Below are 12,633 nucleotides of genomic sequence, written 5' to 3' on the forward strand. Positions count from 1 at the left end.
CCGGGCGGCCGCGGCCCGGGGCCCGGGCCGGGCGGCCCGGCCCCCCTAGGGGGGGTGGGGCGGACCAGGGCCGGGCCCGGCCCTGATCCGCCAGACACCCCCTAGGGTGGCCCGCATGGCGAACTGGCAGGACGGCAGGGCCGAGCTCGGGGCCGGCCCGGTGGCGGTGCCGCTGGAGATCGCCGCCTCGTACCGGGCCCGCACCCGCGGGCTCCTCGGGCGGGACGGCATCGCCGGGGCGCTGCTGCTGACCCCGGCGGGCAGCGTGCACACGTTCCGGATGCGCTTCGCCATCGACGTGGCGTACCTGGACCGCAACCTCGGTGTCATCGCGCTGACCACCATGCGCCCCGGCCGCCTCGGGCTCCCGCGTCTGCGGTCCCGGCACATCCTGGAGGCCGAGGCGGGCGCGATGGCCGCCTGGGGCCTGCGGGTCGGGACCCGCGTGGAGATCCGGCCCGCCGGGCGGTGAACCCGCCCGGCGCCGAAAACACCACGGGGGCGGCCGACGGTAGCCGTCGGTCCGCCCCCGTGGCGCGAGCCCGTGGGTCAGTGGGCGCCGAGGTGGAAGCCGGCCGCCCACTCCTTGTTGCTGTCGGTGGCGCAGTGCGCCGCGTAGGTGGGGCCGGTGTAGCCGGGCTTGGTGGCGGGCACCGCGGCGAAGGAGGAGCAGTCGGAGGAGGCGGCGGCGTGGCCGCCCTTGAAGCCCTCGATGTCGAGCCCGTCGTTGGCCAGGGACGCGCCGGCCCCGCCCAGCAGGATGCCGACGGCCAGGGCGGACGCGGTGACAGCAGAACGAATACGCATGACTCCCCTAAGAATCTGTGGAAACGACGCGCAGATCGATCCGCGCACCGGCCGGTCCAACCGACCGGAGGCGCCGACGGGAACGGCAGTTCACTCCAATGACCGCAGCCGAATCGTTTCGACACTCCGCGCCGCCGTCGCGCGCCCCCTCCGGAGCACCACCCGGCGAGACGCATCTAGGACCCCGGGGTCCCGGGCGGTAGGTTGGGGCGGTTGGGCTGGGGTGTCAGGGGAGCGGCATGACGGAGAACGCGCGGATCAAGGCGCTGGAGCAGATCATGCCGGCGACGCACGGCGCCGACGAGGACGTCGACTGGCGGGCGGCGGAGGCCACCTGGGGCACCCGTTTCCCGGCCGACTTCGTCGCCTTCATGGGCCGCTTCGGCGCGGGTTCCATCAACGGCGAGGCGAGCATCCTGCTGCCGCTGCCCAAGCCGGGGCTCCAGTGGGACCCCGCCGGGATGGCGGAGGAGACGGACAACGCCCGCCAGGTCTGGGGATCGGAGGGCGGCCGGGCCGCCTTCGACGTGGACCCGGAGTCGATCATCGCCTGGGGCGTGACCGGCGGCTCCGACATCCTGTGCTGGCTCACCACCGACCCGGACCCGGACCGCTGGCCGGTGCTGGTCGTCGGGCGGCACACCGCCGACTCCTTCGCCGTGTACCCGTACGGCATGGCCGAATTCCTCTACCGGCTCTGCTCGGACGAGTTCGACGTGAGCCCCGTCAGCATCACCTTCTGGGACGGCGGGCACCTCAGCTTCGTGCACTGGCGCAAGGCCCAGCGCCGCTGGCAGGAGGGCCGCAACCCCGAGACGGGCGAGCCGGACCCGTACGCCGGCGACTTCGCCGACTGACAACACCCCCTCCCCCTCGCTTCCTCCCCTCAGCCCGTTCCCGGCCCCTTTCGTGGCCGGAAACGGGCTTTTCGGCATGTCTACGCGCGTCCGAATTGTTGATCACATATCGGAAAACACCATCCGGAAAAGTCGCACTTGGAGCATTGACCACAAGTGCCGACCCAATGGAATCAACCACCCGCGTTCAGGAGAGAATTCCGGCCAACGGGCCAAGGAGGGACACCGCCGCCCGGAGCAACTCATAAGTAGTAACGGGAATCAAAAGAAAATCAGGGGAATACACCCGTGCGACGAAGAATTTTCGGCACGGCCGCCACCGCGGTCGTGCTCGGCCTGCTGGCACCACTGGCCGGATGCGGTTCCACGGGCGGCGGCGCAGGTGGCGGCACGCTCCGGCTCGTCGCCGCCGAATACGGCGATACCCCGGCGACCAGTTCCAAGGCCTTCTGGGACAAGGTGACCGGTGATTTCACCACGGCCAACCCGGGCCTCAAGGTCGAGGTGCAGCTCATTCCCTGGGCCGACATCGACCGCGAGGTCTCCCGTATGGTCAAGGCCGGCAAAGCGCCGGACATGGCCCTGATGGGCTCCTACTCGGACTTCGCGGCGCAGGGCAAGCTCTATTCCGCGGACGAACTCCTCTCGGTCACCGCCGAGGCGAACTTCCTCCAGCCGCTCGCCGAAGCCGGTTCCGTCGGCAACACCCTCTACGGACTGCCGTTCGTGGCGAGCAGCCGCCTCCTCTTCTACAACGAGGGCCTCTTCTCGAAGGCCGGCCTCTCCGCCCCCAAGACCTGGTCGGACCTGAAGGCCGCGGCCAAGGCGCTCAAGGACAAGGGCGTGAAGTACCCGTACGCCATGCCCCTGGGCCCGGAGGAGGCGCACGCCGAGGCGATGATCTGGGAGCTCAGCAACGGCGGCGGCTACGCCGACAGCAGCGGCAACTACAACCTGGCCTCCGACCAGAACATCCAGACCCTGCGCTGGATCAAGGACAACCTGGTCGCCCCCGGTCTGGTCGGCCCCACCCCGCCGGCCCAGCTCAACCGCGCGGACGCCTTCGCCGCCTTCACGCGCGGCGAGGTCGGCATGCTCAACGGCTACCCGTCGCTCGCCCACGAGGCACGCGCCAAGGGCATCGGCGTCGGCACCGTCTCCATGCCGGTCGCCGACAACCTCGGTTCCGGGGAGACCCCGCCGACCGTGGGCGTGGCCGACTGGATGATGGCGTTCAAGCAGAACGGCCACCGCACGGAGATCGGCAAGTTCCTCGACTTCGTCTACCAGGACAAGAACCTGTCGGAGTTCGCGGGCCGCTACCACCTGCTGCCGTCCACCGTCTCGGCCTCCCGCACCCCGGCCGGCGGCGGCGGGATCGACAACCACGACCAGCAGTTCCTGACCGCCCTGCGCGGCGCCCAGCTCTACCCGGTGAACGACCCGTCCTGGGTGACGGTCAGCGACACCATCAAGCGCAACATCGGGCGCGCCGTGGAACCGTCCGGCGACCCCAAGGCCGTCCTGGAGGAGATCGCCTCCAAGGCGAACGAAGCGGCCAGGAAGCGCTGAACGGCCCTGCGAACCGAGGACTTTCGGCCCCTGCCGCACCGCATCCCTTGCGGCATCATGGCTGCTACGGCACTTGATCCAAGGCCGCGGCCCAGTCGCCCGCCGAGCACCCACAAGGTGCGCGGGGCGGCCGGCCCACCCTCCTGACCGGCCGCGCGCCCGCGTCCGCGCCCCGCGCCCCGCCGCTAGGGCTGCTTGCCGAGGTCCTGGGAGAACGCCGTGCGGTACTGCTCGCAGCTGGAGTTCCAGGGCAGGGAGCCGCTGAGGGTCCCGTAGCCCGTGCGCGTGACGTCCCACTTCACCGTGTACTCACCGGTGTCACACGCGATCCGCTTGCCGCCCGGAACCTTCGTACGGCCCGTCGCCGGCCGGTTGGCCAGCTCCTGGCGCACTTCCGCGGCCTTCGACCCGTCGCGGCGTACCAGCACCGCGTGCACGACGATCGCCTGCTTGCCGTCCTTGGTCGTCAGCGCCTTCTTCACCCCCACCGAGTCCGACACCGACCAGGCGAACTCGAACACCGGCTGCCAGGCGAGCGTCTTCGGGTCGGGGATCCGGCGCTCGTAGCTCTCGGCGCCCTTGGGCCCGGGGCCGGGGACCGTCTTGTACTGGATCGAGGGCTGGAAGCGGAACTGCGCCTCCACCTTGTGCATCTCGTCCTTGGTCCACATCGACTTCATCGCCTTCTCGCCACCGCCCGGGTCCTGGAGGTACGTCGTACCGTCCGCGGCGGTGGCGGCGCCCTGGCCGAGGGCCGGGGCGAGGGCCGCCGCTGCGGTGGCGAGGGCGAGAGCGGCGATGCGGGTGCGGTTCATGCCGGGTCCAACGGGAGGCCCCGGCGGGCCGGAACGACGCCGGGCGCCCTTTCACCCGTACGGGAAGCGCACGCGTACGGCCGCGGAATCACCCGCGGCGCGGAATATCCGCCCCGGGCCCGCCCGTTGGTGATCACGACACGGCAGCACGATCGTCAGGGGGACGGCATGAGCGTGAACGGAACGGTGGCCCCGGGCTGGGAGCCCGTACGCGAGGAGTTCGCGGCCTTCGTCGCGGCCGAGGAGGTGTCGCCCGAGGCCCAGTTGGCGGTGCACCACCACGGCCGGCGCGTGGTCGACCTGTACGCGGGCGAGAGCACCGGGCCGGACACCCTGAGCGGGGTCTTCTCCATCACCAAGGGCGCCGCCCACCTGGTGGTGGCGCTGCTCGTGCAGGAGGGCGCACTGGACCTGGAGCGGCCGGTGTCGGCGTACTGGCCCGAGTTCACCGGGGACGGCAAGGAGCGGCTGACGGTGCGGCAGCTGGTCGCCCACCAGTCCGGTCTGGTCAACACCGACGCGGGTTTCGACTACGACGAGATGGCGGACGACGCGGTGATCGCGGCGCGCCTCGCGCGGCAGAAGCCGTACTGGGAGCCCGGAACCGCGTACGGCTACCACGCCTTCGTGATCGGCGCACTGACCGGCGAGGTGGTCCGGCGGGCGACGGGGCGCTCGCTGCAGGAGCTGTACGAGGAGCGGATCCGGGCCCCGTACGGGCTCGACCTGTACATGGGCCTGCCGGCGGACGCGGCCGTGGCGGACCGCTTGGCACCGGTGCTGGAGATGCGGCCGACTCCCGGGCAGCTCGCCGCGCGGGCGGCGGACCCGGCCGCGCCGCCGGCGCTGCTGCCGGTGGCGTTCAACCTGCACCGGGAGCCCCCGATGGACCTGGTGGCGTACGCGAACCACCCCCGGGTACGGGAGCTCGGTCCGGCTTCGGCGGGCGGCACCGGCTCGGCGCGGGGCGTGGCGGCGCTCTACGCGGCGGCGGTCAGCGGGCTGGGCGGCCTCGGTCCGCTGCTGAAGCCGGAGACGGCGGCCGAGGTCGCGCGGCTCCAGCTCGCGGGCGAGGACCGGGTGACGGGCGAGCCGGACCACTTCGGGCTGGGCTTCGAGCAGCAGCCGGCCGTGGGTCCGCAGGCCTTCGGGCACTCCGGCGCGGCGGGCGGGCAGGGCTTCGCCGACCCGGTGACGGGGATCGCGTACGGGTACACGCGCCGCCGCTTCGGCTTCCCCGGCGGGCTGGCCCCGGAGAACGCGGGCCTGACGGCGGCGGTGCTGGCGGTGGCGCGGGGGCTGTGAGGGCCCCGGCCAGGCCTGACCGGCTCAGGCCTGGCCGGTCTCGAAGCGGCTGATCCGGCCGTCGCCGGTGACGTCGAACCGCCAGGCGGTGCGCATCTCGCCCCAGGTGTCGTTGCGGTAGTCGACGACGAGGGCGCGGCCGCCGTCGGTCTCCTTCTGGACGTCCATGTGGCCGCCGGAGTCAAAGATCTCCCGGTCGATCCAGTCGTGCAGATCGCGGTCCGAGCCGTCGTCGGACATGGTCGCGTCGGGGGTCAGGAGCGCGAGGAAGGCCGCCCTGTCGTGTGCGTTGACGGCGGTGACGAGGGCACCGACGGTGGCGTCGGACAGTCTGTCGGGGCTGATGGGCACGGGTGCCTCCTGGTCGGGCGTGCGGTGCTGGGTGCGCGACCAGGGAACACCTCCGGCCGGGCCGGGGCGGCGACCGTCACCCGTTCGCCGCCGGACGGCGTGTCAGGAGGAGGGGCCGGTGACGACCGGGAACCCGGTCGGGCGCCCTTCGGCCTTGAGCCAGGACAGCACCTGCTCCAGGGCTTCGACGGTCTGGGAGCGGTTGCCGCCGCCGTCGTGGAAGAGGACGGTCGCACCGTTCTTGATCTCGCTCTTGACCGTGTTGACGATGGCCGCCGCGCCCGGCTTGCTGAAGTCCTTGCTGTCGACGTTCCAGCCGAGCGGGCGCATGCCGTTCGCCGCGGCGATGCGCCGGCTGTCGGGGGTGAACGCGCCGCCGGGGGCGCGGTAGTACTCCACCTTGGCCCCGCCGCCCGCGGCGTCCTCGATCAGCTTCTTCGCGTCCAGGATCTGCTGCTGCTGGTACTCCACGGGCTTCTTGTCCATCCCCGTGTTGTGGTCCATGGTGTGGTCGCACAGCCGGTGGCCGCCCGCGACGACCTTCTTGACCAGGTCGGGGTGGTCCTTGGCCTGCGGGCCGGTCATGCAGAAGGTCGCCTTCACGTCGTACTGCTTCAGCAGGTCCAGGACCTTCGGGGTCCACGTGGGGTCCGGCCCGTCGTCGATGGTGATGTTGACGGCGCCCTTGCCGGCCTCCGAGTCGTGGGCAATGCCCTCGGGCACCTGCTGCGCCCCGGGGGCCCGGGGGGATCCGCCGCCGCCGTTCGCGGGGTCGTCCGTCCGGCGGGCGGCGTTCTCGTGCCTGGGGTGGTGGCCCGTATCGACGACGGCGGTCACTCCCCACACCGTCGCCGCCACGGCCGCGGCCGCTGCCGCGATGGCTATTCGGGCCTTGGCGCCCTGCGTGTACGCGCGCAGTGCGCCGGGCTTGTCCGCGCGCGTGTCGGTGTCCGTGTCCGTACGGGTCATCAGCTGTCCACTCCCCATCCGCCTTGTGAGCGTCTCGCAGGTCAGGACGCTTCATTCCACGGAGGGGTTCCAGCCAATTCCCCCATAAATTCCAGCTAATGGGACCTTGGTCCCTAAGTGTCCCGAATTCCGGCCCGCTTGAAACCGGACGGAAAGGGATCAACCTCCTGGCGAACGCCTCGGGGCCACAAGACCCTGACCGTGCCAGGGGGTTTACCCAGTGATGCGCCAGGCACTCTCCCGGGTCGTTCCGGTCCTCGTTCTGACGGCCCTTTCGGCAACGGCGTACGGAGGGGCTGGGGGCGGCGGCCCGAAACGCAAAGGCCCGGCCCCGGCGGACGCGTCGTCCACCGGGGCCGGGCCTTGCGGGACGGGGCTTGCGGGTCGGGGTGGCTCAGTGGGCGACGGAGGCCTGCGGGGCCCGGGCCGCCTGCTCCTCGCCCGGTGCGCCGCCGGCCTGGGCCGGGCCGGCGCCCCGCAGCGGGACCTCCTTGACGAACCAGGCCGCCAGGAAGCCCAGTACGGCGACGCCCGCGCCGAGCAGGAACGCCGAGTGCGTACCGGCGGCGACGGCGTGCTGGTAGGCGTCGCGCACGGCCTCCGGCAGCTTCGCCAGGCTCGCCGCGTCCAACTGGGCCGAACCGGCGGCGCCGGCGGCCTGCGGGCCGAGGCGCTCGGACATGGTGTCCGTGACCCGGGTGGTGAAGAGCGAGCCCATCAGGGCGACGCCGAAGGAGCCGCCGAGCGTGCGGAAGAGGGTGGCCGAGGAGGAGGCGACGCCCATGTCCTTCATCTCGACGCTGTTCTGCGCGACCAGCATGGTGATCTGCATCAGGAAGCCGAGACCGGCTCCGAGGATGGCCATGTACACGCCGGACATCAGCCGGCTGGTGCCGGTGTCCATCGTCGCGAGCAGGAAGAGCCCGACGACCATGAGCGCGCCGCCGACGATCGGGAAGATCTTGTACTTGCCGCTGTTGGTGGTGACGCGGCCCGCGATCAGCGAGACGGCCATCATCGAGAGCAGCATCGGCAGGAGCAGCAGACCGGAATTGGTGGCGGAGGCACCCTGCACCGACTGCTGGAAGAGCGGCAGGTAGAGCACGCCGCCGAACATCGCGAAGCCGACCAGGAAGCCGATCACGGACATGAGGGTGAAGTTGCGGCTGCGGAAGATGTGCAGCGGCATGACGGGCTCGGCGGCCCTGGTCTCGGCGTAGAGGAACGCCGCGGTGGACACGATGCCGACGGCGACCAGGCCGATGATCTCGCCCGAACCCCAGGCGTACTCGGTGCCGCCCCAAGTGGTGACGAGCACGGTGGAGGTGATCGCGATGGTCAGCAGGGCCGCGCCGAGGTAGTCGATCTTGCCCTGCGACCTCTTCTTGGGCAGGTGCAGAACGGCCGACACCATGGCGAGGGCCACGGCCCCGAGCGGGAGGTTGATGTAGAAGGACCAGCGCCAGCCCATGTGGTCGGTGATGGTGCCGCCGACCAGCGGTCCGCCGATCATGGCGAGGGCCATCACGCCGGCCATCATGCCCTGGTACTTGCCGCGCTCTCGGGGCGGGATCAGGTCGCCGATGATCGCCATGACGCCGACCATCAGACCGCCGGCGCCGAGGCCCTGGATGGCGCGGAAGCCGATGAGCTGGCCCATGTCCTGGGCCATGCCGCTGAGCGCGGAGCCGATCAGGAAGATGACGATGGAGGTGAGGAAGGAACCCTTCCGCCCGTACATGTCGCCGATCTTGCCCCAGATGGGGGTCGAGGCCGCGGTGGCCAGCGTGTAGGCGGTGACCACCCATGACAGGTGCTCCAGGCCGCCGAGCTCGCCGACGATCGTGGGCATCGCGGTACCGATGATCATGTTGTCGAGCATGGCCAGCAGCATCGCGATCATGAGGGCCATCAGGACCACTCGCACGCTGCGCGGCTTCACCTCCTCCGAGGTCTCCGCCGTCTTCGTCATCTCGACCATCTTCCGCTCCCCTGCACACACCCGCGCCGGGACTTACTTGTCGCCCGGCTAGTTCACTACACTGGGGACGGTAGACCCGTAACTAGCCGGGCGTCAAGTAAGTATTTTTTGGGGAGAGCCGATGTCCACCAGCAGTCCGCAGCAGCGTCGCGGCAACACGCGTCAGCGCATCCAGGACGTCGCGCTGGAGCTCTTCGCCGAGCAGGGGTACGAGAAGACGTCGCTGCGCGAGATCGCGGAGCGGCTGGAGGTCACGAAGGCGGCGCTGTACTACCACTTCAAGACCAAGGAAGACATCATCATCAGCATCTTCGACGACGTCACGCGGCCGATCGACGAGCTGATCGAATGGGCGGAGCAGCAGCCGCGCACGCTGGAGATGAAGCGCGAGGTCCTGCGGCGCTACAGCGAGGCGATGGCGGGCGGCGCGTCCCTGTACCGGTTCATGCAGGAGAACCAGGCGACCATGCGGGAGCTGACCATCGGCGAGACGGTCAAGAAGCGGCTGTTCGCCCTGACCGACCTGCTCCGCACGGAGGACGGGCCGCTGGCCGACCAGGTGCGGTGCGTGAGCGCACTGTTCACGCTGCACGCGGGAATGATGTTCCTCCAGCACGTGGAGGGCGACCCGGAGGAGACCCGGCAGGCTGCGCTGGAGGTCGCCACGGACCTCATCACGCAGGCCCACCAGGAGTCGTAGGGACTACGGCGCGGTGGGGCGGCCCGAGTCGCGGATGAAGGCGGTGAGGGTGTCGGCGTAGCGCGCCGGGTGGGCGACGTGGGGGTCGTGGCCGTCGCCCTCCAGGGTCCGGACCCGGGCCCGGCCGAGCGCGGGAGCGAGTTCGGCGAGGATCGGCGGGAACCAGGCCGGGCTGAGGCTGCCCGAGGTCAGCAGGGCGGGGCCCTGGTAGCCGGAGAGGGCGGCGAGGTCGAGGGTGCACCAGTGCGGGTCGGCCAGCTCGTCCGCGAAGGTGGGGGCGTTGGCGACGAACAGCTCCCGCAGGGCCCGCGGCAGCTGTGGCCACACGCCCGGCCCGAGGGCCACTTCCTCCACGAAGCACCGTGCGGCCGCCTCGCTCTCGCCCGCGCGCAGTGCGGCCCGCACGGCGGCGAGGCTGTCCCTGGCGCCCTGCACGTGGAAGTCGCGCCCCGGCACGACGCCGACGAGCGGGGGCTCGTGCGCCGCGAGGCTGCGCAGCAGCTCGGGACGGCGGGCGGCGAGGCCCAGCGCGGTCGCCGCGCCGAAGGAGTTGCCGACGACGTGGGCCGGGGCGAGGTCCAGGGCCTCGATGAGCGCGGCGAGGTCGTCCTCGTCCTGCCTGCGGCTGCCCCGACCCGGCGGGCTCGCGCTGCGGCCGTGGCCCCGCCGGTCGTAGGCGAGGACCCGGAACGACCGGGCGAGGTGCGGGACGAGGTCCCGCCAGGTGCGGTGGTCGATCCAGGAACCGTGCACCAGCACCAGGGGCTCGGCGCCGTTGCCGCCGTCACCGTGGAGGTCGTAGAAGAGGTCGACGCCGTTCGCTCTGGCCCGTGCCATGCCGAGCCTCCTCACCGGGGCCGGGGTTCGTGGGCCGGCGGGGCCGGGGCCCCGCCGTACCCGGACACATACCGCGAGCCGGGCCGCCCAACCTCCGGGGCCGCAACCTCACACGTCCGGATTACCCGATGCGACGGTCCTGCTCGGCGATCGGGACGTCGTTGATGCTGGCCTCGCGGCGTCGCATCAGGCCTGCCTCGTCGAACTCCCACTGCTCGTTGCCGTGGCTGCGCCACCACTGGCCGGCGGTGTCGTGCCACTCGTACTCGAAGCGCACGGAGATGCGGTTGCCGGTGTACGCCCACAGTTCCTTGCGCAGCCGGTAGTCGAGCTCGCGCTCCCACTTGTCGGCGAGGAAGGCGCGGATCTCGGTGCGGCCGGTGAGGAAGCGGTCGCGGTTCCGCCAGACCGAGTCCTCGGTGTAGGCGAGGGAGACCCGCTCGGGGTCCCGGCTGTTCCAGGCGTCCTCGGCGGCCTGGACCTTGGCGCGGGCGCTCTCCTCGGTGAAGGGGGGCAGGGGCGGGCGTACGGCAGTCATGGCGGTCACCTCTCGCGGTACTTCCGGCGGGGAGAACGTGCGTTCTCAGAGTAGAGAACGCACGTTCTCGCCGCAAGCGGAACTGGACTACGCTGCCCTCATGGACGACGAAGAAGCCCGGACCCGACTGCTGGACGCGGCGGAGGCGCTGTTCTACGCCGAGGGCATCCAGGCCGTCGGCATGGACCGCATCCGCGCGGAGTCGGGCGTGCCGCTCAAGCGGCTCTACCGGATCTTCCCCGCCAAGGAATCCCTGGTCACGGCGTACCTGGACCGTCGCGACCGCCGCTGGATGGCCGGCCTGCGGGACGCGGTGGCCGGGGCCGCCGACCCCGTCGCGGCCGTCTTCGACTGGCTGGCGGAGTGGTTCTCGGAGCCGGGCTTCCGGGGCTGCGCGTTCCTGAACGCGTACGGGGAGCTGGGCGCGGGCCCCGCCGGGATCCTGGACGTCGTACGCCGCCACAAGGCGGAGCTGCGGGCGCTGCTGGCCGAACTCGCCGGCCCGGACCGGGACGGCCTGGCGGACCAGTTGCTGATCCTGGTCGAGGGCGCGACGGCGGTCGCCGCCCTCACCCCCGGCCCGGCCCCGGCCCGGCACGCGGCCGAGGCCGCGGCGACGCTGGTCCGGGCCCGGACCGGGGACGGGGACCGCGACCGGGACCTGGACCTGGACCTGGACCTGGACCGCTAGGGCGTGCTCCGGGGGAAGGTGATCTCGACGCGGCGGTTCTTCTTCCGGCCTTCCTCGGTGCCGTTGTCGGCGATCGGGTAGTCCTCGCTGTAGCCGCGCACGTCGAAGACGACACCCGGGTTGGTGACCGTCTTGGACAGCTCCGCCTGCACGGCATCGGCGCGCTGCTTGGACAGCTCCTTGCCGTGCTCGTAGCTGCCCTGGTCGTCGGTGAACCCGAAGACGCGCACGCGGGTCGCCTTCTGCTGGTTGATCTCGTTGGCGATGGCCTGTATCCGCGCGGCCGCCTGGGCGTTGAAGACGGCGCTGTTCTCGGGGAAGAGCACCTCGGACTGGAGCGCCATCATGACGGTCTGGTTGGTCTCCTGCCGCCGCTGCTCCCCGCCGAGGTCCTCGACGACCTCGGCGATGTCGAGCACCTTGACGGGCGCGAGGGTTCCGCCTTGGGGGATCTTCAGCCCCGGCGAGTTGGAGTCGATGGCCACGGGCGCGGAGGCGGACGGTTCCGTTCCCGGCGGCACGGACGGCTTGGGGTCATCGGCGTAGGCGGCGGTCGCGCCGATGAGGTGTCCCCCGGCGATGACGAGGCCGACGACGGCTGTGGCGGCGGTGGTTCGGTGGCGTGTGGTCATGGGGTCACCCGGAGAGTTTGACGGTGGCCGTGGCGAACGTGGGAAGCGTGAAGTCGACCTCGGTCGTGGAGGCCGGAGGCGACGGGAACTGGGCGAAGAACGGGATGGACGTGCCGGGATCGATGCGGGTGATGCCGGTCGTGCAGAGGCAGCGGCTCTCGGTGTCCCGGAGCACGTAGTACCGCTTCTTGCCGGCCTTGTCGATCAAGCTCGCGCCCGCCACCGACGTGCCGCTGGCGTCCCGCTCATCGCCACGCCAGGCCGTGATCTTCGTGAAGACCTCGTCGCCGCCGTTCTTGATCTGGCCGCTGACCGTGACGAATCCGCTCGGGTCGCGCACGGCCGAATTGATGGTCAGGACGATGCCCGGATCGCCGTTCGACGTGGCGAGCACCTCGGTGGGCTGAGCGCTCGGGGTTGCCTTGGGAGAGGTCTTGGCCGAACCGGCCTGCGACTGCGGCGCGCTCGGCTTGTCCTCCGGCTTCGCCTTGTCGTCGTCGCCACCGCATCCGGCCACTGTGAGGGCCAAGACCGCCGCAACCGCAACGGCCGCTCCCCCGCGGACCTTCACCCTGTGC

Annotated in this window: 15 protein-coding genes; 6 read left to right on the forward strand and 9 right to left on the reverse strand. The window is 71.4% G+C overall.

The genetic code is table 11. From position 1 onward, the window contains the following. Positions 1-115: 115 nt before the first annotated feature. Positions 116-472, forward strand: a complete 357-nt coding sequence (locus tag AB0M99_RS32320) for a DUF192 domain-containing protein (RefSeq protein ID WP_365926807.1) — start codon at positions 116-118, stop codon at positions 470-472. A 77-nt stretch (positions 473-549) separates the two neighbouring features. On the opposite strand, the gene AB0M99_RS32325 is transcribed toward AB0M99_RS32320, so the two are convergent. Continuing rightward, on the reverse strand, positions 550-807 hold the full coding sequence (locus tag AB0M99_RS32325; protein ID WP_365926809.1) for a hypothetical protein: 258 nt from the start codon (positions 805-807) through the stop codon (positions 550-552). A 239-nt stretch (positions 808-1,046) separates the two neighbouring features. Here AB0M99_RS32325 and AB0M99_RS32330 point away from each other — a divergent pair, with 239 nt between their 5' ends. Continuing rightward, complete coding sequence (locus tag AB0M99_RS32330) at positions 1,047-1,664, forward strand: SMI1/KNR4 family protein (protein WP_365926811.1); 618 nt, start codon at positions 1,047-1,049, stop codon at positions 1,662-1,664. A gap of 288 nt (positions 1,665-1,952) precedes the next feature. Next, positions 1,953-3,236, forward strand: coding sequence for an extracellular solute-binding protein (locus AB0M99_RS32335; RefSeq protein WP_365926813.1), 1,284 nt, complete (start codon positions 1,953-1,955; stop codon positions 3,234-3,236). Between the two features lie 185 nt (positions 3,237-3,421). Here the strand turns inward: AB0M99_RS32335 and AB0M99_RS32340 are convergent, their stop codons facing one another. Continuing rightward, complete coding sequence (locus tag AB0M99_RS32340) at positions 3,422-4,051, reverse strand: hypothetical protein (protein WP_365926815.1); 630 nt, start codon at positions 4,049-4,051, stop codon at positions 3,422-3,424. Between the two features lie 168 nt (positions 4,052-4,219). Here AB0M99_RS32340 and AB0M99_RS32345 point away from each other — a divergent pair, with 168 nt between their 5' ends. After that, positions 4,220-5,356: a serine hydrolase domain-containing protein gene (locus AB0M99_RS32345; RefSeq protein WP_365926817.1), complete on the forward strand. Its 1,137-nt coding sequence runs from the start codon at positions 4,220-4,222 to the stop codon at positions 5,354-5,356. A gap of 24 nt (positions 5,357-5,380) precedes the next feature. On the opposite strand, the gene AB0M99_RS32350 is transcribed toward AB0M99_RS32345, so the two are convergent. The 3 genes from AB0M99_RS32350 to AB0M99_RS32360 all read right to left on the reverse strand — a co-directional run bounded on the left by AB0M99_RS32350 (position 5,381) and on the right by AB0M99_RS32360 (position 8,648). Next, positions 5,381-5,707 (reverse strand): nuclear transport factor 2 family protein, encoded by a 327-nt coding sequence (locus tag AB0M99_RS32350; protein ID WP_365926819.1) that lies wholly within the window; start codon positions 5,705-5,707, stop codon positions 5,381-5,383. A gap of 102 nt (positions 5,708-5,809) precedes the next feature. Further along, positions 5,810-6,676: a polysaccharide deacetylase family protein gene (locus tag AB0M99_RS32355; protein WP_365926821.1), complete on the reverse strand. Its 867-nt coding sequence runs from the start codon at positions 6,674-6,676 to the stop codon at positions 5,810-5,812. A gap of 394 nt (positions 6,677-7,070) precedes the next feature. Then, positions 7,071-8,648 carry an MDR family MFS transporter gene (locus tag AB0M99_RS32360; RefSeq protein ID WP_365926898.1) on the reverse strand — a complete coding sequence of 526 codons (1,578 nt, stop codon included), beginning with the start codon at positions 8,646-8,648 and terminating at the stop codon, positions 7,071-7,073. A 130-nt stretch (positions 8,649-8,778) separates the two neighbouring features. Between AB0M99_RS32360 and AB0M99_RS32365 the strand changes: the two genes are divergently transcribed. Beyond that, positions 8,779-9,357 carry a helix-turn-helix domain-containing protein gene (locus tag AB0M99_RS32365; RefSeq protein WP_365926823.1) on the forward strand — a complete coding sequence of 193 codons (579 nt, stop codon included), beginning with the start codon at positions 8,779-8,781 and terminating at the stop codon, positions 9,355-9,357. Between the two features lie 3 nt (positions 9,358-9,360). Here AB0M99_RS32365 and AB0M99_RS32370 read toward each other — a convergent pair whose 3' ends face one another. Next, complete coding sequence (locus tag AB0M99_RS32370; protein WP_365926825.1) at positions 9,361-10,194, reverse strand: alpha/beta hydrolase; 834 nt, start codon at positions 10,192-10,194, stop codon at positions 9,361-9,363. Positions 10,195-10,315: 121 nt separating this feature from the next. After that, entirely contained in the window at positions 10,316-10,732 is a 417-nt protein-coding gene (locus tag AB0M99_RS32375; RefSeq protein ID WP_365926827.1) for a nuclear transport factor 2 family protein, read from the reverse strand. A gap of 100 nt (positions 10,733-10,832) precedes the next feature. On the opposite strand from AB0M99_RS32375, the gene AB0M99_RS32380 reads away from it, so the two are divergent. Next, on the forward strand, positions 10,833-11,423 hold the full coding sequence (locus tag AB0M99_RS32380) for a TetR/AcrR family transcriptional regulator (RefSeq protein WP_365926829.1): 591 nt from the start codon (positions 10,833-10,835) through the stop codon (positions 11,421-11,423). Here AB0M99_RS32380 and AB0M99_RS32385 read toward each other — a convergent pair. Next, positions 11,420-12,055: an OmpA family protein gene (locus AB0M99_RS32385; protein WP_365926831.1), complete on the reverse strand. Its 636-nt coding sequence runs from the start codon at positions 12,053-12,055 to the stop codon at positions 11,420-11,422. The two genes, AB0M99_RS32380 and AB0M99_RS32385, sit on opposite strands and share 4 nt — an antisense overlap. 4 nt (positions 12,056-12,059) lie before the next feature. Beyond that, positions 12,060-12,626 (reverse strand): hypothetical protein, encoded by a 567-nt coding sequence (locus AB0M99_RS32390; RefSeq protein WP_365926833.1) that lies wholly within the window; start codon positions 12,624-12,626, stop codon positions 12,060-12,062. Positions 12,627-12,633 lie beyond the last annotated feature (7 nt).

Origin of the sequence: Streptomyces sp. NPDC051183 (genome assembly GCF_040682455.1) — a bacterium.
Lineage (GTDB): Bacteria > Actinomycetota > Actinomycetes > Streptomycetales > Streptomycetaceae > Streptomyces.